The following is a 24,948-nucleotide window of genomic DNA, read 5'->3' on the forward strand; positions in this document are numbered from 1 at the left end:
TGTTGCTCTCCCCGGCGAATGCCGATCATTTGAGGCACACCGGAGCCGATGACAGGAATCGCTCCGACACTTCGCCGGAGGACATCATGAGCATCACCAGCAACCGTTTCGCCCGCCTTTCCGCCGCCGTTCTCGTGACCGGAGGCATCATGCTCGCGGCCGCCGGCACCGCGTCCGCCACGGCGTACTCGGACCCCGGTGACTCCTGGGCGGACTCGGACTCCGGAGCCCAGAACACGAGCATCACGTTCAGCGGAGCGCAGAGCGGCACGCTGGCCGACGCCTCCACCTCGTGCATCGGCGGGGGATTCTGGGAGGTGACGGGGACGCTCGACGGCACCCCGGTCGACATGTCCGTGGCCTTCAGCCAGGGCGACCCCGGTGAAGGGTCGTTCCCGATGGACACCGGTCTCGACCCCGAGCACGGCCTGGCCACCGTCACGGTCGGCGACCAGATCTACGTCACCGACAGTGGGGGCGAGAACACCGGCACGTTCACCGTCGACCCCGGCGGGACCTCCGGATCGCTCGACATCCGGACCTCGACCACCGGGGACGAGAGCGTGACCCACGTCCAGGGCACGTGGAGCTGCACCTGAGTCGCGGGACTCCGGATGGCGACCGCTGACCACCGCGCCCCGCCCGGACGAAGGAATGAACGGCGAGTTCGCTGCTTCCGGAGCAGCGAGCTCGCCGTTCGTTTTCGTGCCGACCGGCGTTCTCGACTTCTCCTTGACTCTGGAGCGCACTCCAAGTTCTAGCGTGGTCCCATGACCGACGCGGGCGTGCTCACCATCTCCGACCTGGCCGCCAGGACCGGGCTGCGTCCCGACACCGTGCGGTACTACGAGCGCGTCGGGCTCATGCCGGCGCCGGCCCGGACCAGCGGCGCCCACCGGCGGTACGACGGGGTCGCGATCGACCGCGTGCAGTTCATCCGCGGTGCGCAACGGCTCGGGCTGCGGCTGGCCTCCATCAAGGACCTGCTCGCGGTCCGCGACACCGGGGAGTGCCCGTGCGAGCCCGCGGAGCCGCTGCTGCGCAGCCGGATCGCCGAGATCGACGCCGAGCTCGACCGGCTGACCCGGCTGCGCGCCGACCTCGTCGCGATGGCCGACCAGCTCCCCAGCACGACCTGCCCCGACCCGGCACCGGGCACCTGGTGCCCGCCGGACCACGCACAGAGGGAAGGGAGGTGTGACGCATGCTCGACCTGACGGCCTGTCCGTGCTGCGAGGACCCGAACTGCGACGGGTGCTCGTGCGGCTGCTGCTGAGCACCGCGTGCTGACACGTCCGACCACAGGCGCCGTGGTCGGACGGTCGGTCAGCGCGGCACGAGGCGGCGCCGGTCGAGTCCCTGCCCGTCCCGGCCGCCCATCGATCCGCGCGTGACCGCCGCGAGGTAGACGTCCTCGGTCTGGCCGGCGAGGACGTCGAGGTCGTGGACGCGGGCCAGGCGCGGTCCCTGTGCCGCCGCCGCATCCCGGCGGTCCCGGTCCCCGTGCAGCTCCCGCAACGCGAGAGCGAGGCCGGCCGCGTCGCCGTCGGAGGGCACGAGGACCCCGACACCGGACGGCACGACGTCGCGGAGGACGGCGACGTCGGGTCCGAGCACCGGGGTGCCGACGGCGAGCGCCTCGAGCGCCGCGTTCCGCGTCGCGGCATCCGGCGCGCCGGGCAGCACCACCGCGATGCGCGACGACGCCACCCGGGCGTGCTCCGTCTCCCCGGAGAGGTCCACGAACTCCACCCGTTCCGCCAGCCCGAGGTGGGCGGCGGACCGTCGCAGCTCGTCCTCGGCCGGTCCCGCGTTCACCAGGACCAGCCGGCCCGCGAGGGAGACCGGCGCCTGCGCCCAGGCCTGGAGGAGGAGGCTCACCGACGCGGCGACCACGCCCAGGTGCCCGACGCGCACGACGACGTCGTCCCCGCGACGACCGGACGCCGGACGCAGCGCGGCCGGGTCGATCCCGTCGGAGATGACGGCGACGTGGGCGCGGGACCCCGCCGCGGCGAGCTGCTCGGCCGTGCCCGGGGACCGGACGATGACGGAGCGGTGGCTCCGGATCGCCGACCAGCGCAGGCGGTGCAGCGGCGCCCACCGATCGGTCGGCGCCGGGACGGGGAGCCACATCGCCACGCCGACCACGGGTCGACGGGCCCAGCGCGGCATCGCCAGCGAACCGAGCGGCGCGGCGAATTCCTCGACGACGACGTCGGCGTCGGTGTGGCGTGCGGCGACGACCGCCGCGCCGGTCCGGGCGAGCAGCTGCCCGACCCGGGTCCGCCCGCACCGGACACCGAAGGGCTTCCAGCGCACCCACCCGGCACCGTGGCGTTCGATCCGCTCCTGCACTCCGGGGGTCCGCGGGCCGAGCACGGTGACCTGGTGTCCGGCCGCGGCGAGCCGACGGTGGAGCTCGGCGTCGCCGGCACCGACGTGCAGGACCCGCAGACTCGGGCCGCGCGGGACCGCGCGGGACGCGGCCCGCGGCGTCACCTCGATCGTCCCGTGGGGGTCGGCGGCGGCGAGCGCCGCGACGTCGGGAGGAACCGTCGGCGCCGGCTCGGGCGGCAGCTCGGCGGAGGGGACACCGACGCGGAGCCGGGCGGCCAGCAGCGGCAGCCCGACGAGGACGATCACGAGGACGCCGACGGCGACGAGCCACGCCGGTACCGACGCCCGCGTCACGACGAGACCCGCGACGACGACAGTCGCCCCGACCAGCCGTCGGCGCAGGCTCCGGGCCGTCGCGGCGCTCCACCCCGACCGGCTCTGCCAGCGCACGAGCACCCCGAGGAGCAGGGCACCCGCCAGCGCTCCGCCGGCCGCCCCGAACATCAGACCGGACGACGTCGCGGGCTCCAGGTCGGTGCCGATGGCGATGCCCTCGCCGAGCAGCACGGCGCCGCCGAGGAGGCCGGCGACCGGCGCGGCACGGGTCCCCAACGCGAGGAGCTGCCACGTCCCGGCGGCGGAGAGCCCGACGCCCGCGAGCACGAGGGCGATGCAGGGCAGGACCACGAGGTCGGTCACGGTCACCGTCGGCGCGTCGAGCCCGACGAGGGTCGGCGGCACGGTCGCCACGACGGCGACGGTGGGCAGCAGGACGCGGACCAGGAATGCGGGTCCCGTCTGCCGGCGCGTGTCGATCCCCACGGAACAGCTGTCCTCTCGCCGGGGGCACGGTCCACGCCGTCGGTGATCTCCGGACCGGAGCACCAGGGCGGACGGACACCGGGTTCAACGACGCCGGCCCGGAAGGGTGTCGCCCGGTGGTGTCCGCCGCCGCCGGTCGCTCCTCAGCGCAGCAGGCCCGCCTCGGTGGCGGCGACCAGCCCGAGGAGGACGGCCGCGACGAGTCCCAGCGCGACGAGCAGGACCATCTGACCCACGCCCTCGCCGCGCGGTCGCTCGTCGTGGGAGAGCGCCGGCAGCGGCGGCAACGTCGGGTCGTCCGCCGGGTCGAGGTTCCACAGCGGGGGTGGGGCGCCGGCGTGCCCGGGATCCCGATCGGGCTCCGGGAGGTTCCGTCCTGCGCGGCTCATGTGACGTCGCCCTTCTGCCGGATGTGGTGGGTGAGGTCGGGTCCCGGAGCGGCAACGGGCGCGTACCGCGACGGGACCCGACCTCGACGGGGCATCGCCGGGGGGAACGATCCCCGTCGGGGGCCCATCGCGCCCCGCGGCCCGAGCGTTATCAAGCCGTTATCGAGTGCGGCCCCGTGACCAGGGTCAACACCCACACCGGGAAGTAGTTCCTCGACGCGGGGGTCCGGACGCCGGCCGGCGTCCCTACCGTCATCACCGGCTCGCTCCACCGGTTCCGGGCTCTTGGACCGGGGAGCGACCACCTCCTCCGATGCCGGAGTCAGGGTCACCGCTCGGCACCGCCAGACGCCGCGGGACCCGGTCCGGCACCGCAGGCCGAGAAGTCGACGAGGGGTGCTCCGGTCCGACGGGCACCCCTCGTCGCACGTCGGGGTCAGTCCGCCGCCAGCGGGTCCGGCGCCGGGACCAGTTGCGCCCAGCCGTGACGGGTGGGTGTGCGGGTCACCGGCCAGCCGTGCGCGCCGGGCTCGGGCAGACCCATCTCGAGGCGGTAGCGCACCGGGGTCCGCGGCGGGACCGCGTAGTGGCGGTAGTTCAGCTCCCAGCCCGGGTGCGACGCGCGCCACCGCGAGACCAGGCCGTCGACGCGGCCGGGGTCGGACAGGGCGGGGTCGACCACGGTGCACCCGTGGTCCTGGCAGTGGAAGGCCAGGGCGCCGATCTCGTTGCTCAGCACGACGCCGTCGGTCGGCAGGTCGCGGGCGATCGCCGCGTACTCGGCGTCGGTCGCCATGTTCTGGCGCATCGGTGCGAGGCCGTCGGCCCACAGCGATCCGTGCGCGATCGAGCCGGCCACGCACCCCGCGACGAGCGTCCCGGGGACGAGGAGCGCGGCGGGCCGCGAGCGGGCCGCGACCAGGACGAGGGCGAGCCCGAGCCCGACGACCGCGGGCGCGAGGTAGTACTCGATGGGCGGGGTCTCGGCGCACGCCAGCGCGCCGAGGTGGGCGGCACCGGCGACACCGAGGGCCACGGCGGGCCACTGGCGGCGGCGCGCGGCGACGCCCACCGCGGCCAGCCCCAGCACCAGGGTCGCGGCGACGGCGAGGGCGGCCCAGCCGAACCGCGGCCACCAGTACCCCGGCATCGTCAGGGTCCACCCGCTCCAGGACCCGTAGGCCCACTTCACGGCCACCGAGTTCGACCACGCCGAGCCGAAGTGCCGCCACGAGAACAGCACCCAGGGCAGCGCGACGAGGGCGCCGAGCGGGAGGGCGAGGAACAGGCGCGGATGCCGCGCCGCGCCCAGCACGACGACCGCGGCGACGGCGGCGATCACCAGATCCGGACGGGCCAGGAACGAGGCGCCGACCAGGACGCCGGTGACGACCCAGCGTCCGTCGTCGGCGTACCGGACGAGTCCCACGAGCACGGTGGCGCACAGGAAGACCTCGAGCCCGACGGCCGACGACAGCACCGGCGACGTCACGAGGAGCGCCGGGCCGAGCAGGGCGGCGACGGCCCCGCCGAGACGGTCGAGCCAGGCGGCGGTCGTGGCGAGACACAGGCACAGCAGCAGGCCGGCGGCGACGATCGCCCGGTACCCCGTGACGACGTCCAGGCCGGCGAGCAGCCAGATGTTCAGCGGCGAGGTCGCGGAGTTGGACTCGATGCCCGTCGTGAGCGCCCACTGCCCGTGCTCGGCGAGGTTGCGCGCGAACGAGAGGGAGATCAGCGCGTCGTCGGGCATCGCGCGACGGGCCACGGCGAAGAGCAGCGCGCCGAGCAGCGCGCCCCAGGCCGCCGGCCAGGCGCGGACGACCCGCCGGGCCGCTCGTGGCGCGGCCGGGGCCGTGGTGTCCGCGGCCGAGGTGCGGCCGGGGACCGACGCGGTCGCGGTCACGAGATCAGCCTGCCGAGCGGCGCAATCCGCCCGAGGGGCGCCCGCGCGTCGCCCGAAGGCAGGCGGCGGGCGGCTCCGAGCGGCCGAGCCCGGCGACCGTCAGGCCGCCCTCGCGTTGCGCGGACGCACCGTGTCGACGGGGACGACGCCGCTCGGCAGCCGTCCCGTCCACGCTCCGGTCACGTACAGGCGCTCGCGGTGGGCCCGGTGGTGGTGGGTGCAGAACACCAGCTCGCCGCCGCCGGGGAGGACGGCGAGGTGCGTGGCCCGCGCACTGCAGGCGTCGCACCGCTCGGGTGTGGTCTGGTTCGGAGTGCGCGGCTCGGTCATGACGCTCGCCCCCTTCGCCTCGGTCGTCGGTGGTGGATGACGCATCAAGAGTGCGTCGGTGACGCGGCGACGGGCAGGGTGCTGACCCTCGACGGGCGGGGGGTGGACCCCCGTTCGAGCGGCGGTCCCCACCGCGACGGCGAGCCGGAGATCTGCAGTCGGTGAGCGAACGCTCCGCTCAGCGGAGCGTTCGCTCACCAACGTCGGATCTTGTGTCGTACCGGTCCTCGGGACGCGGTCGCTCCGGTCCTGGTGAGGCGGGTCAGTCGCACTCGGACTCGGGGATGTAGCCCTGCTCGCAGCCCCACGCGGTCTGGATCTCGCCCGAGGTCGGGCCGCGGCCGGCCGAGGTGCCGGGGTCGAGGTAGCCCTGGTACTCCGAGCACGACGGGTTGAACCGCCCGGCGGCGACCGCGCGCTGCCCGCACCCGTCGCCCGTGTCGCGAGCCGACCGCGTGCGGGTGGACCGGGTGGTCGTGGGCGTCGCCGACGACGTCGCCCGGGCGGCCGTCACCGGAGCGGCCGTCACCGGCGTGACCGCCTCCAGCGACCCCGGGGACACCGGCGCGACCGCCGCGACGGGTGCGACCGGCGCGGCCACCGCGGCCGAGGTCGGCGCCGACCCGAGTACCACGGCCGCGGCGGCGAGCACCGCGACCACGGCACTGCCCAGCGCGGCCCGCACAGCGTTGCGGGCGCTCCGGCCCTGTCCCCCCGACGGCGTCATGCCCCGGCATCGCCGCGGCGCAGGCGCGCCGTTAGCCGGCGGTACCGGGGGTCACCCGGGCGAGCTACAGCCCGTAGGTCTCCAGCAGCCGCAGCCAGACCTCGCTCATCGTGGGGAACGACGGGACGGCGTGCCAGAGCCGGTCGAGCGTCACCTCGCCGACGACGGCGATGGTCGCGCCGTGGACCATGTCGGCGACGTCCTGGCCGACGAAGGTCGCGCCGACGATCACTCGCCGGTCGGTGTCGACGACGATCGAGGCGTAGCCGTCGTAGCCGTCGGCCTGCAGCGAACCGCCGGCCGTGTTGCCGATCTCGTAGCTCACGGCGCGCACCGGCAGCCCGGCGTCGCGGGCCGACGCCTCGGTGTGCCCGACGGCCGCGACCTGCGGGTCGGTGAAGATCACCTGCGGGACGGCCGTGTGCTCGGCGGTCGCGGCGTGGTGGGAGTACCGGCCGCCGAGCTCCGTGCCCTGGGCACGGGCGACGATCACGTCGCCGCAGATGCGGGCCTGGTACTTGCCCATGTGCGTGAGCTTCGCGCCCGTGCTCGCGTCGCCGACGGCGTAGAGCCAGTCGCCGAGCACGGTCGTCGTGTCGTCGGCCGGCAGCGGCTTGCCCGGCTCGAGGCCGACCGTCTCGACGCCGATGTCCGACGTCGTCGATGTCCGCCCGGCGGCCACCAGCAGCTCGGCCCCCCGCACCTGCGAGCCGTCGTCGAGCGTGGCGACGACGTCGGGACCGTCGCGACGGACCGCGGTCATCGAGGTGGAGAGCCGGACGTCGACGCCGTCGGCCTCGAGCGCGGCCTGCACCCGCCGACCGGCCTCGGGCTCGGTGGTCGGCAGCAGCCGGTCGCCGTGCTGGACGAGCGTCACCTGCGCGCCCAGCCGCTGGAACGCCGTCGCCATCTCGACCCCGACCACGCCGCCGCCGAGGATCAGCAGCGACGACGGGATCTCCTTGACCTGGGTCGCGTCCTGGTTCGTCCAGGCGGCGACGTCGTGGATGCCGTCGATCGGCGGGAACGCCGGCACGGAGCCGGTGGCGACGACGACGGAGCGGGCCGACACCGAGGTGGTCGTCCCGTCGTCGTGGGCGACCTCGACGGCGCGCTCGCCGGTCAACCGGCCGTGCCCGCGCAGCAGGGTGATGCCGGCGCCGGAGACCCAGTCGGCCTGCCCCGAGTCGTCCGGGTCGGCGAACTGGTCGCGGCGCGCGAGCACCTTCGCGACGTCGATCGGACCGGCCTCGACCCCGGGCATCCGCCGGGTCGCGGCGAGCAGGTCGACCGGTCGCAGCAGCGCCTTCGACGGGATGCACGCGTAGTAGGAGCACTCGCCCCCGACCAGGCGCGACTCGACGATCGCCGCCGACAGCCCCTGCTGGTGGGCGCGGTCGGCGACGTTCTCGCCGACCGGACCGGCACCGATCACCACCACGTCGACGTCGAGATCGCTCATGGGTCCGCCTTCCTTCCTCGTCGTCCGGCGCGATCCTCCCGGATCCCCGGGCGACGGGGGCGGCACGCGTCGATCGGGCGGGTGGCGTCAGCGCACGTGGTGCGTCCAGCCCCGGCCGTCGAACCAGCGCTGCGTGCCCCGGGCGTCGAGGTACCAGCCGGGCGGGACGGTCGGCGGCCCCGGCGGCGGCACCTGGGGACGCGGCGGCGCGGGCTGCGGCGGCGCCGGGGCCTGCGGCGGGCCGGAGGCCATCGCCGGCATGAAGGTCGTGGCGGCGCCGGCGTCGGTGCCGCCCGGTGCCCCGGCCGGCTCGGGGGTGGGCGTCGACGACGAGGACGAGGACGAGGACGACCGGGACCGGCCCCGCCGCAGCCCGATGCCGCCCGCGACGGCCCCGAGGACCGCGACGCCGACGATCGCCCAGGTCACGGAGATCGCCGTGCCGATCTCCTCCGCGCTGTCGAGCGTGGACTGCGCGCTCAGCGTCCGCAGTCGGGCCTCCTGGGCGTCACCGCGCGCGAGGGCCTCCTGCGCGAGCCCGGAGTTGTACAGGCTGTTGCCCATCTCCTCGTCGTAGCGGGGCTTGAACGTCGTGAGCACCAGCGCGGTCCCGGCCCCGCCCACGAGGACGAGCACCACCACGAGCGCGAGGAGCAGGCGTCTCTTCATGTCGCTCGGACGGGCCGGGCGCCGCGGGATGTTCCGTCCTGTGGGGGAAGTTCGCCCGGATGGCCGCACGCCGCCACGTCGCGGGAACACGGCGGGGCGGTCGGGACGTCGCAGCGGCATGCACCGCCACGACGTGATGCCCGTGACCGCCCCCGCCGGCCTGGTCGACGTGCGAGAGCTGGGAGAGCCGTGGGCCGCGGCCGCGTGGCACGCCGCGATGGCGATCAGGGCGGGATGGAGGGGCGCGCCCGCGCCGCCCTCGCCCTGGGGGTACCCGCCGCCGATCGCCTACCGCGTCCCGATGCCGGTTCCGGTGCCGCCCCCGGTGCATGTTCCGGTGCCGGCGACACGCCCGCCGGCGCCCCGCCCGCTCCCCGCCCTCCGCGCCGTCCCGGCCTGGTGAGGGTCAGGCGCTGAGCTCGAGCCGGACGTGGGTCCCGTCGTCGCCGCTCCAGAGGTGCAGGACGTCGCTGAGCTGGCGGGCGAGCCACACGCCGCGCCCGCGGGGCGACCGGATGGAAGGGCGCCGCAGCCCGGGGGTGGTGGTCGTCATGTGCCCGATGTCGTGGATCTCGGCGACGATCCGGCCGGGCCCGGTCCACCACGACATGGTGCCGCTCCCGGCGCCGTGCTCGATGCTGTTGCTGACCAGCTCGGCGATCGCGAGCACGAGCCCGTCGACCTGGTCGTCGTCGAGTCCGGCGTCCTCGCCGCGGTGGCGTGTCACGCGCCGGACGGCGCGCAGCGCCCCGACGCCGTCGAACGCCGTCTCGTGGTCCGGCGGACCGAGCACGGGTGCGGGCGGGGCGGGGAACGCCGCGAGCACGTCCTCCGGCAGGCGGTAGCGGGGGTTGGGGCTCGCGGTCGCGCCGACGAAGAGCTCCGGGTGGTTCCAGTACCGGAACCGCTCGCTGGCCTCGGAGACGCCCGCGGCCGCGCAGAGGCAGACCAGGGTCACCGGCAGGCCGGTCAGGGCCAGGTTGCAGCTCGCGTCCACGACGCTCCACACGTCGGGGGTCGACGAGTCCGGGCCGCTCCCGCCGATCGTGCTGGTGTCGCTGAGGATGAGGGCGCCGCGATCCTCGTCGACCATCTCCCGCAGCAGCACCGCGCGGCGTGCGGCCGTGGTCTGGCCGCTGTAGCTGTAGGGCTGCGCCGGCTCGCCGAAGACGACGTCCTCGGCCGCGTCCCCGAGGTGTCGTTCGACGGCTCGGCGGATCGGCCCGTCGACGGCGGCCCACACGAGCGCCTCCTGCGCCCTCGCGGCGTCGAGCAGCGGGGCGAGCGTGGCGACGAGCTCGTCGGCGTCGTCGTGGACGACGGCGAGGTGCCGGAAGGGGTCGGGTTCGCTGTGCGGTGCCGGCGACCGATCGGGGGCGGCGGTCACGACGCGTCGTCCCGGTCGAGGACCTCGAGACGTGACGTCAGCCCGAGCATGTCGAACACCCGCCGGGTGTGGCCGCGCCCGAGGCGCACCGCGAGGCGCCGACCGGCCTCTTCGGCGACGTGCTGGGCGAGCAGGACGAGGCGCACACCGGAGCTGTCGACGTAGTCCAGCGGCGCGAGGTCGAGGACCAGCACGGGCGGGGCGTCGGCCTCGGCCGCCGTGACCTCGTCCTGGGCGACCGGCAGCGTGTCGCTGGCGAGCTCGCCGTGCATGATCAGCACCACCTGGTCGGCGTGGGACGTGCGGTCGACGCGCAGCACCCCGCTGGGTTCGCTCACGGGTCCGCCCGGACCGCGAGGAGCGCGACGTCGTCGCGGAACCGGCCGCCCTGGAAGTCCGACACGGCGGCCATCACACCGTCGGCCACCTCGTCGGCCGAGGCCCCGGCCGACGAGGACAGGAGGGCCGCCAGCCGCTCGGGGCCGAACCAGCCGTCCGGGCCGCGGGCCTCGGTGACGCCGTCGGTGTAGAGCAGCAGCAGGTCGCCGGGACCGAGGCGCACCTCGATCTCGGTGAGGGCGAGGTCGGGGTACACGCCGACGAGCGTGCCGGGGAGCTCCACCCACTCGGCGCGGTCGCCGCGCAGCACCAGCGGGGCCGGGTGCCCGCCGTTGACGAGCGTGACCGTCGCGCCGGCCGGGTCCACGGTCATCACCGCGTGCGCCATGGTGGCGAAGCGGGCGCGCGCGCCGCCGTGGTGGCGCAGCACCGTGGCGTTGACACGCCGCAGGACCTCCGCCGGCGTGAGCCCGTGGCGCACCTCCGCGTGGACGGTGTGGCGGATGAGCGCGGTCATCGCGGCCGCCTGCGGGCCCTTGCCGCAGACGTCGGCCACGGTCAGCGCCCACCGGTGGCGGTCCTCGTCCTCGTGGACGTCGTAGAGGTCGCCGCCGACGTAGACCTCCGTGAGGTCCGGGCTCGGCGGCCGATAGCGGCCCGCACACGCGACCCCGGGAACCTCGGGCAGCTCGGTCGGCAGCAGCGCCGTCTGCAGCGTCTGCGCGACGAGGCGCTGCTGCTCGTAGAGGGCGGCGTTGTCGAGGGCGAGCGCGGCGGTCGCGGCGAGCTGGCCGACGAAGGTGAGGTCCTCCTCGCCGAAGCGCCCGCCCGACTCGGCGTGCACCAGCGTCAGCGCCCCGAGGCTGCGACCGCGCACGAGCAGCGGGACGACGATCGCCGAGCGCATCCCGATCGCCCGGATGAGCTCGAGGTGGACCGCGTCGACGGCCGACGCCACGAGCAGGTCGTCGGGGATGTCCGGCATGACGACGGGCACGCCGGTGCGGGCGACCTCGATCGCGCCGGCCGCGGCGTCGGGATCCGGCGGATAGCGCCGCTCGAGCTCCTCGACGAAGGCGATCTTCGCCGGGTCCAGGTGCGCGACCGTGACCCGCTCGACGCGCGACCCGCGGACCAGGTGGACGGCGGACCAGTCGGCGATGCCGTTGACGGCGAGGTCGGCGAGCTGGCGCAGCCGCTCCTCCACCGACAGGGGTGCCTCCATGAGCCGGCTCGCCCGCGCCAGGAACGCCATCCGGTCCCGCTCGCGCTCGGCCACGGCGCGGGCGTCGCGCTCGGCCGCGTAGAGCCGGGCCCGGTCGAGCGCCTGAGAGCACAGTGCTGCGACGGCGAGGAGGAACTCGCGCTCGGCGGCGTCGAAGGTCCGGGGCCTGTAGAAGCTGAAGACGACGGCGCCCAGGTCGCGGTCCTCGACCTGCAGCGGCAGGACCGCACTGGCCTGGTGGCCTTCCGACACCCCGATCGGCGCCATCTCCGGGTAGCGGGTGCGCCACTGCTCGGCGTCCTCGAGCCACACCGGCGCGCGGGTGAGGACGGCGTCGGACATGGGCCGTCCGGCGTGCAGCGGCACCTCGAGGAAGCGGGCGTGCGTCTCGCCGGGCCAGCCGTGGTGGTGCAGCGCGTCGAGCACGTCCGCGCCCTCGCGGCGGCCGTAGGCCGCGCAGGCGTCGGCACCGATGAGCGCGGCGGCCGTCGTGGCGGTGAGCCGGCCGATGTCCGCGGGTGTCAGGGCCCGGCAGAGCTGCTCGGCGAGGTGCTGGAAGCCTGCCGTCCGCGATCGCGCTCCCCCGTCGTCGCCGCGGCGGGCGGGCAGCGAGCCGGCAACTACGCCGAGTAGTTCGTCGGCTTCGGCTGTCACCCGACGGAGACTAACGGCCGCGCTGCGCGGCCGACAGCGCCCCGTTCGGTGACGAGGCGTGATCGGATGGAAGGGATCCGGAGGTGCCGGGAAACATTCCGGGTCCGTGTCGATCCGCGGGCCCCGCCGTTCGACCTGGGGGTGAGCGGCCCGGCCGAGGGCCCCGAGGAGCAGGGGAGAGACCGATGAAGTACATGCTGATCATGCGGGCCACCGACGAGGCCTACGCCGCCATGGCCGACGTCGACATGGACACCATGCTCGAGAAGATGGGCCGGTTCCAGGAGGAGATGCTCCGGGCGGGGGTGCTGCTCGCCGCCGAGGGTCTCGAGGACCCCGCGGAGACCGTGGTCGTCGACCACGCCGCCGAGCCGCCCGTCGTCACCGACGGCCCCTACGGCGAGACCAAGGAGCTCTTCGGTGGCTTCTACCTCGTCAACGTCGCCTCCAAGGAGGAAGCCGTGGAGTGGGCGAAGCGGCTGCCCGGCACCGGCGAGGGCTTCAAGACCGAGATCCGCCGCGTCGCCTCGATCGACGAGTTCCCGCAGGACAACGAGTGGATCCAGAAGGAGCGGGCCTGGCGCGAGGCGACCGGACAGCTGTAGAGCGATGGGGGACGCCACCGGCCGGGAGGCCGTCGCCGCCGTCTGGCGCATCGAGTCGGCACGGATCGTCGGCGCTCTCGCGCGCTACACCGGCGACTTCGCGCTGGCCGAGGACCTCGCGCAGGAGGCGCTCGCGGAGGCCCTCGTCCGGTGGCCGCGCGACGGCGTCCCCGACCAGCCCGCGGGCTGGCTGCTCACCACCGGCCGGCGCCGGGCGATCGACGCGTACCGGCGCCGCGCCGCGCTCGACGAGCGCTACGCCGCCCTCGCCCGCGACCTGGGCGAGGGCGGCGCGGCCGCACCCGCCGGGGGTGACGACGTGCTGTGGGACCCCGACCGGATCGACGACGACGTCCTCGCGCTGATCTTCGTCTCGTGCCACCCGGTGCTCTCCCGCGAGGCGCGGGTGGCGCTGACCCTGCGGGTGGTCGGCGGTCTGACCAGCGACGAGATCGCCCGCGCGTTCCTCGTGCCCACCGCGACCGTCCAGGCCAGGATCACGCGGGCCAAGAAGGCGCTCGCGGCCGCCGGGGTGCCGTTCGCGGTGCCGTCGACGCCCGAGCGCCGGGAGCGCCTCGGGACCGTCCTGAGCGTCGTCTACGTCATCTTCACCGAGGGGTCGTCCGCGACCTCCGGTGACGCGCTGATCCGGTTCGACCTCGCGGGCGAGGCGCAGCGGCTCGCGCGGGTGCTGACCCGGCTGGTGCCCGACGAGCCCGAGGTCCACGCGCTGCTCGCCCTCCTCGAGCTCACCGCGGCGCGCTTCCCGGCCCGCACCGGCCCCGACGGCGAGCCGGTGCTGCTCGAGCACCAGGACCGCCGGCGGTGGGACCTCTCGGCCGTCCGGCGCGGGCGGGCCGCGCTCGCGCGGGCGCAGGAGGCGGGCCGGGGCCTCGGCCCCTACGGGCTGCAGGCCGCGATCGCCGAGTGCCACGCGGTCGCGGCCTCGGTCGAGGACACCGACTGGTCGCGCGTCGTGCGCCTCTACGAGGCGCTCGGGCACCTCGCGCCCTCGGCCGTCGTGGACCTCAACCGTGCCGTGGCGGTGTCGATGGCCTCCGGGCCGGCGGCGGCCCTGCCGATCGTCGACGGGCTGGCGGACGCCGACGCGCTGGCCGGCTCGCACCTGCTGCCGAGCGTCCGCGGCGAGCTGCTGACCCGGCTCGGGCGCCGCGACGAGGCGCGGCGGGAGCTGGAGACCGCCGTCGGGCGCTGCGGGAACGAGCGCGAGCGGGTGCTGCTCCGGCGCAAGATCGCCGACCTGGGGTGACGATCTACGAGACGCCGCGGTCGCCCTGCGGCCAGTGCTCGGCGCGCAGTTCGCGCTTGAGGATCTTGCCGGCGCCGGAGACCGGCAGGGCGTCGCGCAGCTCGACCGTGCGCGGCGCCTTGTAGCCGGCGATGAGGCCCTTGACGTGCTCGCGGAGCTCGTCGGCGCCGGGCGCGGCACCGGCCGCGGGCACGACCACCGCGTGGACCCGCTCGCCCCACTCGTCGTCGGGCACGCCGATCACCGCGCAGGACGCCACGCCGGGGTGCTTGGCCAGGGCGTTCTCGACCTCGACCGAGTACACGTTCTCGCCGCCGGAGACGATCATGTCCTTGATCCGGTCGACGACGTAGACGTAGCCCTCGGCGTCCATCCGCCCGCCGTCGCCGGTGTGCATCCAGCCGCCACGCAGCGCCGTCGCGGTCTCCTCGGGCCGGTTCCAGTAGCCGAGCATGACGTGCGGTCCGCGGCAGACGATCTCGCCCACGCCGCCGACCGGGACCTCCTCGTCGAGCTCGTCGACGATGCGGACCTCGGAGTGCGGCGCCGCGCGGCCCGCCGAGCGACGGAGCCGGTCGACGCCGTGGTCGGCGGGCAGGAGCAGCGTCGCGACCGGCGACAGCTCGGTCATCCCGTAGGCCTGGGTGAAGTCCGCGGCCGGCAGGCGCTTCGCGGCCCTCTCGAGCACCGCCTCCGAGATCGGCGAGGCGCCGTAGAGGAGGTTGCGCAGGCTGGTCAGGTCGGCGTCGGCGGCCTCGGGGGCGTCGACGAGCAGCTGGATCATCGTCGGGACGAGCAGGACGTCGGTGACCTCGTGCTGCGCGATCGCGGCGGCGACGCCGGCCGGCGTGAACATCGGGACGATCACGTGCGTGCCGCCGACGACGTTGCGCGCCACCCAGGCCGCGCCGTCGGCGAGGTGGAACATCGGCGCGGCGTGCAGGTAGCGCCCGCCCGGGTTCGTGAACGCGCCGGAGGCCGTGCTGCCCAGGGCGGACGCGAGCAGGTTCGTGTGGCTGAGCACGACGCCTTTCGGCGTGCCCGTGGTGCCGCCGGTGTAGTAGATGCCGTACGGGTCGTCGCGGCCGCGCCGGGCGTCGGGGACCGCGTCGCCGCTCCGGATCAGGTGCTCGAACCCGACCATGCCCTCGGGGACGTCGCCGTCGCCGCAGTACACGACCGTCGTCACGACCGGGGCGGCCGCGCGGACCGCGGGGACGGCCGGGGCGAAGGTGTCGTCGACGAAGAGGATCGACACCGCGGCGTCCTCCATCGAGAACGCGATCTCCGCCGGGCTCCACCGGATGTTCACGGGGGTGACGACGCCGCCGGCCCACGGGACGGCGAACAGGTATTCGTGGAACCGGTCGGAGTTCAGCGACAGCATCGCCACCCGGTCGCCGTCCCCGATGCCGAGCCCCTGCAGCGCCCCGGCGAGGCGGGCGACGCGGTCGTGGCACTCGGCCCACGTCCGCACGCGGTCGCCGAAGATCGTCGCCGGCAGGTCGGGCGTCTGCTGGACGGCGCGGTGCAGCGCCTGGGTGATCTCCACGGCCTTCTCTCCTCGGGCCCGCACGGTTTGGCGCACGATGTGAATCGTGGTTAGCTGACGTGGAAGTGAAGCACGTCACCTCGCATCGAGGGAAGCGCCCGATTCGTCCTCGAAGGGAGTGCGATGGACCGCGCCGACGGCGACGGGATCAGCTCGCCACCGTCAGAGGTGCCGCAACGATGGGTCCCGGTGCCGGTCTGGCCCGTCGATCGAGAATTCACTTCGCCGGATGGTGCGGACGACGGGGTGGTCCGCGCCGAGATCAGTGGGGTCGCGACGATCGCTCTCGACCGGCCTCCGCACAACGCCCTGACCCCGGGGCTCGCGGCGGCCCTCATCGAGGCGCTGGGCGCGTGCCACGCCGACGCACGGGTCCGCGCGATCGTGCTCACCGGTTACGGAGAGACCTTCAGCGTCGGCTCCGACCTCACCCACGGGCCGGAGACTCCCCGGCGGCTTCTCGACGCCGACGGCGCCGATCTGTCGGGGTACGACGACCCGGCGGGTCGCGTGGTGAAGGTGATGGCCGGGCTCGACGTGCCGGTGGTCGCGGCTCTCAACGGCGACGCAGTGGGGGCCGGCGCGCTCACGGCGCTCGCGGCCGACGTGCGGTTCGCGACGCCCGAGGCCCGCATCGGCTTCCCCTTCACCCGCCTCGGCGTGTGCCCCGGGGGCGCCTCGACCTACCGCCTGCCGCACGTGGTGGGCGCGGGCCGGGCAGCCGACTGGCTGCTCTCCGGGCGCCTCGTCGACACGAGCGAGGCGGTCGCCGCGGGCTTCCTGTCGTCGACGATGACTCTGGACTACCTGGTCGCGTGGGCCCAGGAGTGGGCCGGAAAGATCGCCTCTCGGACGTCGTCGACCGCGGTCGCGGCCACTCGCGCGCTCCTGCGCTCCACGCCGGTCGACCCCGATGCCGCCGCCGCGGCGGAGAGCCGGGCGATGTCCGACCTGATCGGGAGCCCGGATTGCGCCGAGGGCGTCGCCTCGTTCGTCGAACGCCGGCGACCGCGCTTCGCTCCGCGGGTGCCGCCGCCGTGACGGCGCCGGTCCCGGTGCGCAGGCGTCCGCGGGACCGCCGGCAGCGGATCCTCGCCGCCGCGGCGGCGCAGTTCTGGTCGCTGGGCTACCACCGGGTCGGCGTGGCCGACGTGGCCGCCGCCGTCGACATCGCGCCGAGCGCCCTTTACCGCCACGTCCGTGGCAAGCAGGAGCTGCTGCTGGCCGTCCTCGACGAGCAGCTCGGCCGCCTCGAGACGCTGGTGGCCGACCCGCCCGGGGACCTCCTCGACGACCTCGCCGGCCTGGTCGTGGAGCGGCCCGAGTTCGGCCTGCTCTGGGAGCGGGAGGCCGGCCACCTCCCCGACGACGCCCGCCGGGCGCTCCGGCACCGGCTGCGGGCGGTCGCGGGCGTCGTCGCCACCCGGGCGGACGGCCCGGAGGCCGACCTGCGGTCCTGGGCGGCGCTCTCGGTGCTGGGCAGTCCCTCGCACCACCGGTTCCGCCTCGATCCCGAGCGCCACCGCCTGGTGCTCGCCGACGCGGCGCGAGCGGTGCTGGCCGTACCGTTGCCGGCCGCCACGGGCCCGGCGGCCGCCCCGGCCCGGCCCGGCGTGCTGGCGCCGGTCTCGCGGCGCGAGGCCCTACTGGCGGCGGCGACCCGGCTGTTCGGCGAGCGGGGCTACCCCGCGGTCGGGCTCGCGGACATCGGCGCAGCGGCCGGCATCGCCGGTCCCAGCGTCTACCGGCACTTCCCGACCAAGACCGACCTGCTGCTCTCCGCCCTGCACCGCGGCGACGAGGCCCTGTGGCTCGGCCTGCACCACGTGCTGGCGGGCGCCGCCGACGCCGCCGACGCCCTCACCGGCCTGGCCACGGACTACACCGCCTTCGTCGCCGACGATCCCGAGATCGTCAGTGTGCTGATCTCGCAGGTCATCCACCTGCCCGAGCCGGACCGCGAGGCGTTGCGGCGCTCGCAGCGCGACTACCTCGCCGAGTGGACCGCGCTGCTGACCGCGGCGCGACCGTCCCGGCCCGCGTCCGAGGCGCGGGTGCTGGTCCACGCGGCGCTCGCGCTGGTGAACAGCCTGGCGCGGGTCCACCACCTCGCCGAGCGCCCGGGCGCGCGCGCCCGGATCGCGACGCTGGCGGGCGCGGTCCTCAGTGGAGAGCCGCCTTGATCGCGATGATCGCGACGCCGAGGACGACCGACACCGCGACCGAGAAGATCTTGATCGGGACCGGACGGTGGGAGCCGACACTCTCGACCGTGCTGCACAGGGCCAGCGTGAGGACGCCCAGCCAGAGGGCGACGTCGACGCTCACCGGCACGGTCAGCCCGAGCGCGCGGCCCAGCAGGAGGAAGAGGCCGGCCAGGACGCCCGGGCCCGCCGCGAACGCGCAGACGCCGAGCTCGTGGCGGACCTCGGCGCGGGGCAGGCGGTCGTAGGAGGCCAGGGCCGCGGAGAGCAGGCCGGCGTACGCCTCCCCGAGGAAGATCACGATCCCGGTGCCGACGACGGAGGCGACGACCTCGCCGAGCCCCGTGTCGTGGTTGCCGAAGTAGGCCAGCACCGACATCGCGAAGATCGTCCCCGTCAGCGCCGCGCGGAGGGCCGCCCGCGTGGTGTCGGCGAGGTCGGTCCGCGCCGGTGAGTCGACGCGCCCGTCGTCGTGGTCCGTCGCCACCTCGCCCCCTCACCTTCGGCGTTGCCGTCCCCGGCATCGAAGGCGCCCGGCGCCGCGGGCGCCTCACCCGCCGAGGACGAGCCTCACGACGCCAGGACGGCAGGCCGTGAGCCGCGCGGGGCGGGGACGGCGGCGAGGCCCGGCGCCTCGGCGAGCAGGGCGAGGAGCTCGGCCCGGTCCGGCCCGGGGACCCGCCGCGGCGGAACCGGGCCGAGGGCGTCGACGGCGGCCCGGACCCGGGGGCGGGCGAGGACGTCGGCGGGCAGGGCCAGGCAGTTCACGATCTCGAGGAGGCCGCGCAGCGCGTCGGCGTCCTCGCCGCTCGCGGCGGCGAGGCGGGTCATCGGGTCGTCGGTCGGCCTGGCGGGCTCCCCGGCGATCTCGGCCTGCATCTCGGCCACCCGCACGCGGTCGGCCCCGGTCTGCACCTCGACGAGCGGCGCGATGGCCTGCTCGGTGACGACGTCGAACGCCTCGGCCAGCGCCGCCGCGTCGCCGAGGTGGTCGCGGACGACGTGCCGGAGTGCCTGGGCGTGCGCGGCGCCGATGCTGATGCCGCGTCCCGCCGACGGGTTGGTGGCGCACCACGCGTCACCGATCGCCACCAGGCCGGTCACCACCGGCCGGCCGGCGCGCACGAGCCGGGTCCGGCGGTCGATCCCGCCACCCATCGCGAGCACCCCGGTGGTCGGCTCGCCGGCGCCCCACGGCGCCTGCCAGGGGCAGGCCCCGACGACCTGGTCGAACACCGCGGGGTCGCGCACCGCGCGCAGCGCCCGGTCGGCGGCGAGCCCGTAGATCGTCACCGACCACGTGTCGCCGTCGCCGGGGAGGGTCAGCAACGAGACCGAGCCCAGCGGCGCCAGCGGCGGGCCGATCCGCGGCGGCAGGGTCGCCCCCGCGTAGTAGCGCGTGTAGTACACGAAACCGCGGTCGACGGCGCGGGTCTCGGTCACCGGCGCACCGAGCGCGTACAGCCACCGCGCCCCCGGCCCGCGCCGACCGGTGGCGTCCACGACGAGGTCGGCGCGGATCTCCTCGCCCGTCGCGGTGCGGACGCCGACGACGTGCGGGCAGCGCGCTCCGGTGCCGGGTCGGGGTCCGGTGAGCAGGCCCGTGACCGTCACGCCGCGGCGGATCCGCAGGCCGTCGGTCCCGGCCGCCGCCGCGGCGACGACCGCCTCGACGACGGGCCGCCGTCCGGTGATCGCTGTCAGGTCCTCGTCGCCGTGGCGCGGTTCCCGGTCGGTGACGGTCGGCGGCATCGCCGCGAGCGGGTCGACGGTGACGCACCCGGCGCCGAGCAGCTGCCCGGGCAGGTCGGGCAGCTCCGCGTCGAGGACGGCACGGACGCGGGCGAACAGGCCGTGCGGCTGCCGGAACTGCGCGACGCCGCGTCGCGACCACGACGCCCAGGCTCTCTCCGTCGGTGGCGGCTCCTGGGCATCGGACTCCAGCACCGTCACCCGGTGCCCGTCACGGGCCATCATCAGGGCCGCCGACAGCCCGACCATCCCACCGCCGCACACCACGATCGCGCCCATCGCGCACCTCCGGAGTCACCACCCGACTCACACCGCGTGACCGGGGTGCCGACGTTAGGGCGACCGGAGTGCCGCCGACATTCCAGGAATTGCGTACCCGGCGTGACGTCGACCCGGGTGATCTGCGTACGCGCTGAGGCGGCCTACTGCATCCCGACGACGCCGCACGGCCTCCGGGAGGGACGGTCAGGCCGCCCGCGACGTCGTCGCGAGCCCGGCGCCCAGTCCGATCATCGCGACGCCGCCCGCACCGCCGAGCACGGCGAGCCGCCGGGGCGAGCGGGCGAACCACGCCCGCGCCGTCCCCGCGCCGAGGGCCCAGACGCTGTCGAACGCGAGACCGATCGAGGTCATGACCACGCCGAGCACGACCACCTGCGGACCGGTGGGCGCGGCGGGATCGATGAACTGGGGCAGGAACGCGATGAGGAAGATTGCGCTCTTGGGGTTGAACAGGCCCACCACGACGCCGTCGACGCCCGAGCGCCACCAGCCGGGCAGCGACGTCGTCGCCGACGGGGCCACCAGGGCGGCCGCCGCCTCGTGCCGGTGCCGGATCGCCGTCACGCCCAGCACGACCAGGTAGGCCGCGCCGGCGAGCTTCACCGCCGTGAACGCGGTGGCCGACTGCGCGAGCACCGCGCCGAGGCCGACGCCGACGGCGAGGACCTGCAGCCCGATGCCGAGCGCGTTGCCGGCCACGGAGCAGAGCGCCCGCCGCCGCCCGGCCGCGAGGGCCCGGCCGATCGCGAACACGACGCTCGGTCCGGGGATCGCGATGACGACGACGCACGCGACGGCGAAGGTGAGCAGATGCGGCACGGACCGGAGCCTCGTCCCGGCCGGGCGCCCGGTCCAGCGGAATCCGGGAGATCGCCGGCGGATGGGTGCGGGCCCCCACGGCGTTGCCCCTCGGGAGAGGCGGCGAGGGAGGTGACGGGCGATGACGGTCGAGCAGGGCTCGTGGGCGCAGATGATCGCGCCCGGACGCCGCGGCGCGGTCACCGTGCTGGCCGGGGGCACGCTCATGTTCGCCGTCGACACCTACGTCACCGCGAGCCTGCTGCCCTCGGCGGTCGCCGAGATCGGCGGGGCGGCGTTCTACGCCTGGCCCACCACGCTGTTCCTGCTCGCCGCCGTCGTGGCGTCGTCGCTGACGAGCCGGGTGCTCGCGACGGTCCCCGCCGGGCGTGCCTACCTCGTCGCGCTCGCGGTCTTCGCGCTCGGCGCCCTGGTCGACGCGCTCGCCCCGTCGATGGCCGTGCTCCTCGTCGGCCGGGTCGTCCAGGGCGTGGGCGGCGGGCTGCTCGCGGCGATGGGCTACGCCCTCATCCGCGTCGCGCTGCCCCGGGCGTTGTGGACGCGCGGCAGCGCGGTGATCGCGGCGATGTGGGGCGTCGCGCTGATCGTCGGACCGGGGCTGGGCGGCCTGCTCGCGGGCATGGGCCAGTGGCGCTGGGCGTTCGGGGCGCTCGTCGTCGGCAGCCTCCTGATCGCCGCGATCGTGCCCTCGGCGCTGCACCGCGCCCGCGCCCGGATCGCGCCCGGGCCGTTCCCGGTCGGCTCCGTGCTGCTCGTGGCCGGGGCCGCGGCCGTCCTCAGCGTCGCCGGGCTCGCCGCCGAGCTCGCCGTCGCGGTGCTCGGCCTGCTCGTCGCGCTGGTGCTGCTGGTGCTGTTCGTCGTCCACGAGCGTCGGACCTCCGCCGCCGTGCTCCCGCGCGCCACCTTCCGACGCGGCTCGCCGCTGCGCTGGATCTACGGGCTGATGGCGGTCCTCGTCGGCGTCTCCGGGCTGGAGGCGTTCGTGCCGCTGGCCGGACAGCAGGTCGCGGGGCTGACGCCCGCGGCCGCCGGCTTCCTGGGCGTCGCGCTGGGGGCGGGCTGGGTGAGCGGCGAGATGATCAGCGCCTCGGCGCGGCGGCCGCGGTGGCGTGTCCTGGTCGGACCGGGCCTGCTCGCGGCCGGCACCGTGCTCGTCGCGGTCACGTTCCTCGCCCTCGACGGCCCGCTCGCGGTCGCGCTGTGGGCCGTCGGGCTGGTCGCCGGGGGCATCGGGATCGGCACCGCGTGGCCGCACCTGGCCGCGTCGGCGATCGGCGGGGCCGAGCCCGAGCCGTCGCGGGAGCAGGAGCACGAGCAGGACGAGAGCGAGGCGGACAAGGCCTCGGCCGCGGTGACGACCGTGCAGATGCTCGCGGTGTCGGTGGGCACCGCCCTCGGCGGCGTATCGCTGGCGCTCGGCGGCGCGGACCCGCTCGCCGCCGCCCGCTGGCTCTTCGCGACCTTCGCGGTGGTCGCCGTCGTGGGGGCCCCCACCGCGCGGCCGGCCTCGCGGGGCGTCTAACGCAGGATCTCCACGAGCAGCGCCCAGGCGTTGACCAGGCCGCCCACCAGGGCGAGCGCCACCGCGGCCGGCAGCCAGTAGAGCCCGCCGAGCGCCTCGGTGAGCAGGCCGAGGGCGGAGATCACGGGCGCCAGGCCGGCGACCGCCGACGGGATGACGTTCGTGGCGATCCACGAGGCCATCGGCTGCTCGGCAGCGTGCGCGGAGGGACGCGCCAGGTACCCCAGCGACGGCACCGTCACCGCGGAGATCACCAGGAGCTCGATCGCGAGGGCGGTATCCGGTTGCCCCGGGATCAGGAGGGCGAGCGAGAGGAAGACCGGCAGCACGAGCAGGATCAGCGCCAGTGCGGCACGGCCCGCGATCCCGGTGCCGGTGAGGATCGTCCGGATGTTGATCGAGACGGCGACGAACAGCAGGCCGGCGAGCGCGGCGGAGGCGCCGGCCATGCCGGCGGCGAAGTCGGACCACGGCTCGGCGTCGTAGGCGGCGTCCACGTCGGGGGAGTGTGCTGCGCCGTCCGCCGCCGGACCAGTACCTAGCCCTGCGCGGCGAGCCGGTCCCGCATCGCGCCGGCCACGGCCTGCAGCGCCGAGAGCGGTCGGATCATCACGGTGAGCCGGTCGATCGCGCCGGTCGCGTCGTGGTGGAGCAGGTCGATGCCCTCGAGCTCGCGGTCGCCGACGTGGGCGCGGAACTGCAGCAGGTGCTCCTCGCCGCCGTCGATCTCGCCCACGTAGCGGAAGTCCTCGAAGACCGTCGCGACCGCCCGCAGGATCGGCGCCACGGCGTCGCGGCCCCGGTAGGGCGAGTGCACCACGGGGCTGTGGAACTCGACGTCCTCGGTCAGCAGCGCGATCGCGGCGTCCATGTCACCGCTCTCGACGGCCGCGCGGAAGGTGGTCGGATTGGTCTGGGCGTCCACCGGGAACAGCGTACGGTCGGGATCGGCGAGCGGCGGAGGATGCGGGGGTGCCGTGGGCGAGGCGGAGGACGCGCTGCACCTGGAGGCACCCGCCACGCCCTCCGACGTGGGACGCCTGCGACGCGCGGTGCGGCGGTGGCTCCGTGGGGTCCTCAGCGACGACGAGGACGTCGTCGACAACCTGACCCTCGCCGTCAGCGAGGCCCTCGAGAACGCCGCCGAGCACGCCTACGCCGACCAGGACGAGGCCGGCACGATGACGCTCTCGGGGCAGTGGGATCCGGCTGGACAGGCGCTGGTGATCACCGTGTCGGACGCCGGTCGCTGGCGCGCCCCGACCGGCACCAACGGCTACCGCGGCCGGGGCCTCGCGCTCATCGAGGAGCTGGCCGCGGCGTACACGGTCCATCCCGGGCCGACCGGGACGACGGTGACCCTGCGCCACCCGGCCTGAGCCGGGCGACGTCCGGGGCCGAGCGGAGCCGAGCGGGTCAGCGGGCGGTCGAGCCGCGACGGCGCGGCGCGTGCCGGTCGGCCACGCGCGGCGTGCGCGGGACGTGGGTCGCGGACGACCGCGGGCCCGGGACGGGCGAGGTCGCGGGCGGCTCGAGCAGCTCCAGCGCGGAGTCCGGGATGAGGGCCAGCTCCCGATTCTTGATCATGTTGCGGCCCCTTCCTGTGCGGCCCGGGCATCCTGGATCGGCCCGGGGTGCGTCCTCCAGTGAACGCGGTCCGGGCCGCTCGCGTGCCGGGTGTGCACAACGGGATCGATCCGGCGGCGGCCGTCGGGCGGCGGATGGTCGCGATCATGGGACGAACGGCGGCGCTCGTTCCACCGGCGGGAGCCCGGCTCATCCCTCGAGCCGGGGCCGCAGGTGGGTGTGCGCCCAGCCCTCGAGCGTGCTCGGCGTGGTGCTCAGCGCCGAGCGCGGCTGCTCGGGCACGAACCCGTCCCGCAGGCCCGATGACATCCCGACGATCGCCTCGACGGCGGCGTCGCCCAGCCCGGCCGAGCGCAGCCCGGCGCGCAGCTCGTCGTCGGTGAGTCGCTCGGCGCGGATCGGCCGGCCCAGCGCCGCGGTGAGGACCTCGGCCACCTCGGCGAAGCACAGGTGGCGGGGACCCTGCACGGCCTGCACTCCGCCCCGTGTCCAGGGCGCGAGCAGGCGGCCGGCGGCGACCTCGGCGATGTCGCGGGGGTCGACCCAGGGCATCGGGGCGTCCAGCGGCATCGCGGTGCGCAGCACGCCGGCGCGCAGGGCGTCGCCCTCGAACTCGAGGTTGGTGAAGAAGTACCCGGCGCGCAGGTGCAGCACCGGAGCGCCGGTCGCGTCGAGCGCCTCCTCGACGCGCGCGAGGCCGTCGATCTCGCCGGCGCCGTGGCGCTTCTCGGCGCCGATGCTCGACTGGAACACCGTGCGCGCGATGCCGTTCTCGCGGACCGCCCGCGCCACGTGGCCGCCGAGCCGCGCGTGCGCCGCGACGGGGTCGCCGGTGTGCTGCGTCGGGCTGATCCACAGCAGCGCCTCGACCCCGCGGGTGGCGGCCACGACCGCGTCGGCGTCGTCCTGGTCGCACGGCACGGCGTCGACGTGCTCGTGCCAGGCGGGATCGAGGGTCGCGGGGTCGCGCAGGAGGACCCGCGGCCGGACCCCGGCCTGGACGAGGCGGGGGAGGACGTGCGACCCCACGTGGCCCCGTGGGGTGGTGATCGCGATGGTCATGCCGGACACCCTTGCGCGGGGGTCCGACAGGTGCGCTGACGCG

At 75.6% G+C, this 24,948-nt stretch carries 26 protein-coding genes; 8 read left to right on the forward strand and 18 right to left on the reverse strand.

The genetic code is table 11. The features are described from left to right. Positions 1-86: 86 nt before the first annotated feature. Positions 87-599, forward strand: coding sequence for a hypothetical protein (locus ACR9E3_RS24475; RefSeq protein ID WP_460383251.1), 513 nt, complete (start codon positions 87-89; stop codon positions 597-599). Between the two features lie 171 nt (positions 600-770). Then, positions 771-1,217, forward strand: coding sequence for a MerR family transcriptional regulator (locus tag ACR9E3_RS24480; RefSeq protein ID WP_460383253.1), 447 nt, complete (start codon positions 771-773; stop codon positions 1,215-1,217). A gap of 109 nt (positions 1,218-1,326) precedes the next feature. On the opposite strand, the gene ACR9E3_RS24485 is transcribed toward ACR9E3_RS24480, so the two are convergent. The 10 genes from ACR9E3_RS24485 to ACR9E3_RS24530 form a co-directional block, all read right to left on the reverse strand. Beyond that, positions 1,327-3,162 (reverse strand): glycosyltransferase family 4 protein, encoded by a 1,836-nt coding sequence (locus ACR9E3_RS24485; RefSeq protein ID WP_460383254.1) that lies wholly within the window; start codon positions 3,160-3,162, stop codon positions 1,327-1,329. Between the two features lie 143 nt (positions 3,163-3,305). Continuing rightward, positions 3,306-3,551, reverse strand: a complete 246-nt coding sequence (locus tag ACR9E3_RS24490) for a hypothetical protein (RefSeq protein WP_460383255.1) — start codon at positions 3,549-3,551, stop codon at positions 3,306-3,308. Positions 3,552-3,987: 436 nt separating this feature from the next. Continuing rightward, the gene (locus tag ACR9E3_RS24495) at positions 3,988-5,457 is read right to left on the reverse strand and encodes a hypothetical protein (RefSeq protein WP_460383257.1); all 1,470 of its coding nucleotides are present in this window, start codon (positions 5,455-5,457) and stop codon (positions 3,988-3,990) included. 99 nt (positions 5,458-5,556) lie between these two features. Then, complete coding sequence (locus ACR9E3_RS24500) at positions 5,557-5,787, reverse strand: DUF7455 domain-containing protein (RefSeq protein ID WP_460383259.1); 231 nt, start codon at positions 5,785-5,787, stop codon at positions 5,557-5,559. Between the two features lie 262 nt (positions 5,788-6,049). Beyond that, complete coding sequence (locus ACR9E3_RS24505; RefSeq protein WP_460383260.1) at positions 6,050-6,514, reverse strand: hypothetical protein; 465 nt, start codon at positions 6,512-6,514, stop codon at positions 6,050-6,052. A gap of 64 nt (positions 6,515-6,578) precedes the next feature. Further along, complete coding sequence (locus tag ACR9E3_RS24510; RefSeq protein WP_460383261.1) at positions 6,579-7,976, reverse strand: dihydrolipoyl dehydrogenase family protein; 1,398 nt, start codon at positions 7,974-7,976, stop codon at positions 6,579-6,581. An 87-nt stretch (positions 7,977-8,063) separates the two neighbouring features. After that, the gene (locus ACR9E3_RS24515) at positions 8,064-8,645 is read right to left on the reverse strand and encodes a DUF2510 domain-containing protein (RefSeq protein WP_460383262.1); all 582 of its coding nucleotides are present in this window, start codon (positions 8,643-8,645) and stop codon (positions 8,064-8,066) included. 406 nt (positions 8,646-9,051) lie between these two features. Continuing rightward, complete coding sequence (locus ACR9E3_RS24520; RefSeq protein WP_460383263.1) at positions 9,052-10,032, reverse strand: ATP-binding protein; 981 nt, start codon at positions 10,030-10,032, stop codon at positions 9,052-9,054. Beyond that, a complete protein-coding gene (locus ACR9E3_RS24525) occupies positions 10,029-10,370 on the reverse strand; it encodes an STAS domain-containing protein (RefSeq protein WP_460383264.1) in 342 nt (113 codons plus the stop codon). The genes ACR9E3_RS24520 and ACR9E3_RS24525 overlap by 4 nt, the downstream gene beginning before the upstream one ends. Beyond that, a complete protein-coding gene (locus ACR9E3_RS24530; RefSeq protein WP_460383265.1) occupies positions 10,367-12,250 on the reverse strand; it encodes a GAF domain-containing SpoIIE family protein phosphatase in 1,884 nt (627 codons plus the stop codon). Before ACR9E3_RS24530 ends, ACR9E3_RS24525 begins: the two co-directional genes overlap by 4 nt. A gap of 185 nt (positions 12,251-12,435) precedes the next feature. On the opposite strand from ACR9E3_RS24530, the gene ACR9E3_RS24535 reads away from it, so the two are divergent. Then, positions 12,436-12,855 carry a YciI family protein gene (locus ACR9E3_RS24535; RefSeq protein WP_460383267.1) on the forward strand — a complete coding sequence of 140 codons (420 nt, stop codon included), beginning with the start codon at positions 12,436-12,438 and terminating at the stop codon, positions 12,853-12,855. Positions 12,856-12,859: 4 nt separating this feature from the next. Continuing rightward, positions 12,860-14,125, forward strand: a complete 1,266-nt coding sequence (locus ACR9E3_RS24540) for an RNA polymerase sigma factor (protein ID WP_460383268.1) — start codon at positions 12,860-12,862, stop codon at positions 14,123-14,125. Between the two features lie 4 nt (positions 14,126-14,129). Here ACR9E3_RS24540 and ACR9E3_RS24545 read toward each other — a convergent pair whose 3' ends face one another. Beyond that, complete coding sequence (locus ACR9E3_RS24545) at positions 14,130-15,677, reverse strand: long-chain-fatty-acid--CoA ligase (RefSeq protein ID WP_460383269.1); 1,548 nt, start codon at positions 15,675-15,677, stop codon at positions 14,130-14,132. Positions 15,678-15,923: 246 nt separating this feature from the next. On the opposite strand from ACR9E3_RS24545, the gene ACR9E3_RS24550 reads away from it, so the two are divergent. Both ACR9E3_RS24550 and ACR9E3_RS24555 read left to right on the forward strand, forming a co-directional pair. Further along, positions 15,924-16,718, forward strand: coding sequence for an enoyl-CoA hydratase-related protein (locus tag ACR9E3_RS24550; protein ID WP_460383271.1), 795 nt, complete (start codon positions 15,924-15,926; stop codon positions 16,716-16,718). After that, positions 16,715-17,860 (forward strand): TetR/AcrR family transcriptional regulator, encoded by a 1,146-nt coding sequence (locus ACR9E3_RS24555; protein WP_460383272.1) that lies wholly within the window; start codon positions 16,715-16,717, stop codon positions 17,858-17,860. Before ACR9E3_RS24550 ends, ACR9E3_RS24555 begins: the two co-directional genes overlap by 4 nt. Here the strand turns inward: ACR9E3_RS24555 and ACR9E3_RS24560 are convergent. The 3 genes from ACR9E3_RS24560 to ACR9E3_RS24570 form a co-directional block, all read right to left on the reverse strand. Further along, the gene (locus ACR9E3_RS24560; protein WP_460383273.1) at positions 17,841-18,368 is read right to left on the reverse strand and encodes a hypothetical protein; all 528 of its coding nucleotides are present in this window, start codon (positions 18,366-18,368) and stop codon (positions 17,841-17,843) included. The two genes, ACR9E3_RS24555 and ACR9E3_RS24560, sit on opposite strands and share 20 nt — an antisense overlap. A gap of 83 nt (positions 18,369-18,451) precedes the next feature. Further along, the gene (locus ACR9E3_RS24565; protein WP_460383275.1) at positions 18,452-19,912 is read right to left on the reverse strand and encodes an FAD-dependent oxidoreductase; all 1,461 of its coding nucleotides are present in this window, start codon (positions 19,910-19,912) and stop codon (positions 18,452-18,454) included. 186 nt (positions 19,913-20,098) lie between these two features. Further along, positions 20,099-20,734 carry a LysE family translocator gene (locus ACR9E3_RS24570; protein ID WP_460383276.1) on the reverse strand — a complete coding sequence of 212 codons (636 nt, stop codon included), beginning with the start codon at positions 20,732-20,734 and terminating at the stop codon, positions 20,099-20,101. Positions 20,735-20,855: 121 nt separating this feature from the next. Between ACR9E3_RS24570 and ACR9E3_RS24575 the strand changes: the two genes are divergently transcribed. Continuing rightward, positions 20,856-22,256, forward strand: coding sequence for an MFS transporter (locus ACR9E3_RS24575; protein WP_460383277.1), 1,401 nt, complete (start codon positions 20,856-20,858; stop codon positions 22,254-22,256). On the opposite strand, the gene ACR9E3_RS24580 is transcribed toward ACR9E3_RS24575, so the two are convergent. Together ACR9E3_RS24580 and ACR9E3_RS24585 are read right to left on the reverse strand one after the other, a co-directional pair. Continuing rightward, on the reverse strand, positions 22,253-22,753 hold the full coding sequence (locus tag ACR9E3_RS24580; protein WP_460383278.1) for a hypothetical protein: 501 nt from the start codon (positions 22,751-22,753) through the stop codon (positions 22,253-22,255). The genes ACR9E3_RS24575 and ACR9E3_RS24580 overlap by 4 nt on opposite strands. A 41-nt stretch (positions 22,754-22,794) precedes the next feature. Beyond that, on the reverse strand, positions 22,795-23,181 hold the full coding sequence (locus tag ACR9E3_RS24585; RefSeq protein ID WP_460383279.1) for a nuclear transport factor 2 family protein: 387 nt from the start codon (positions 23,179-23,181) through the stop codon (positions 22,795-22,797). A 52-nt stretch (positions 23,182-23,233) separates the two neighbouring features. Here ACR9E3_RS24585 and ACR9E3_RS24590 point away from each other — a divergent pair, with 52 nt between their 5' ends. Further along, positions 23,234-23,635 carry an ATP-binding protein gene (locus ACR9E3_RS24590; RefSeq protein WP_460383280.1) on the forward strand — a complete coding sequence of 134 codons (402 nt, stop codon included), beginning with the start codon at positions 23,234-23,236 and terminating at the stop codon, positions 23,633-23,635. Between the two features lie 37 nt (positions 23,636-23,672). Here ACR9E3_RS24590 and ACR9E3_RS24595 read toward each other — a convergent pair whose 3' ends face one another. After that, positions 23,673-23,843 carry a hypothetical protein gene (locus ACR9E3_RS24595; protein ID WP_460383281.1) on the reverse strand — a complete coding sequence of 57 codons (171 nt, stop codon included), beginning with the start codon at positions 23,841-23,843 and terminating at the stop codon, positions 23,673-23,675. Between the two features lie 189 nt (positions 23,844-24,032). Then, positions 24,033-24,905: an NmrA family NAD(P)-binding protein gene (locus tag ACR9E3_RS24600; RefSeq protein WP_460383282.1), complete on the reverse strand. Its 873-nt coding sequence runs from the start codon at positions 24,903-24,905 to the stop codon at positions 24,033-24,035. Positions 24,906-24,948: the final 43 nt, after the last annotated feature.

This window comes from Actinomycetospora sp. C-140 (genome assembly GCF_054796175.1).

Excerpts from the sequence above, each read along its gene's own strand:
- ACR9E3_RS24600 (WP_460383282.1), bottom strand. The coding sequence starts at position 24,905 with ATGACCATCGCGATCACCACCCCACGGGGCCACGTGGGGTCGCACGTC.
- ACR9E3_RS24575 (WP_460383277.1), top strand. The coding sequence starts at position 20,856 with ATGACGGTCGAGCAGGGCTCGTGGGCGCAGATGATCGCGCCCGGACGC.
- ACR9E3_RS24500 (WP_460383259.1), bottom strand. The coding sequence starts at position 5,787 with ATGACCGAGCCGCGCACTCCGAACCAGACCACACCCGAGCGGTGCGAC.
- ACR9E3_RS24480 (WP_460383253.1), top strand. The coding sequence starts at position 771 with ATGACCGACGCGGGCGTGCTCACCATCTCCGACCTGGCCGCCAGGACC.
- ACR9E3_RS24510 (WP_460383261.1), bottom strand. The coding sequence starts at position 7,976 with ATGAGCGATCTCGACGTCGACGTGGTGGTGATCGGTGCCGGTCCGGTC.
- ACR9E3_RS24490 (WP_460383255.1), bottom strand. The coding sequence starts at position 3,551 with ATGAGCCGCGCAGGACGGAACCTCCCGGAGCCCGATCGGGATCCCGGG.
- ACR9E3_RS24535 (WP_460383267.1), top strand. The coding sequence starts at position 12,436 with ATGAAGTACATGCTGATCATGCGGGCCACCGACGAGGCCTACGCCGCC.
- ACR9E3_RS24565 (WP_460383275.1), bottom strand. The coding sequence starts at position 19,912 with ATGGGCGCGATCGTGGTGTGCGGCGGTGGGATGGTCGGGCTGTCGGCG.
- ACR9E3_RS24540 (WP_460383268.1), top strand. The coding sequence starts at position 12,860 with ATGGGGGACGCCACCGGCCGGGAGGCCGTCGCCGCCGTCTGGCGCATC.
- ACR9E3_RS24515 (WP_460383262.1), bottom strand. The coding sequence starts at position 8,645 with ATGAAGAGACGCCTGCTCCTCGCGCTCGTGGTGGTGCTCGTCCTCGTG.
- ACR9E3_RS24475 (WP_460383251.1), top strand. The coding sequence starts at position 87 with ATGAGCATCACCAGCAACCGTTTCGCCCGCCTTTCCGCCGCCGTTCTC.
- ACR9E3_RS24505 (WP_460383260.1), bottom strand. The coding sequence starts at position 6,514 with ATGACGCCGTCGGGGGGACAGGGCCGGAGCGCCCGCAACGCTGTGCGG.
- ACR9E3_RS24595 (WP_460383281.1), bottom strand. The coding sequence starts at position 23,843 with ATGATCAAGAATCGGGAGCTGGCCCTCATCCCGGACTCCGCGCTGGAG.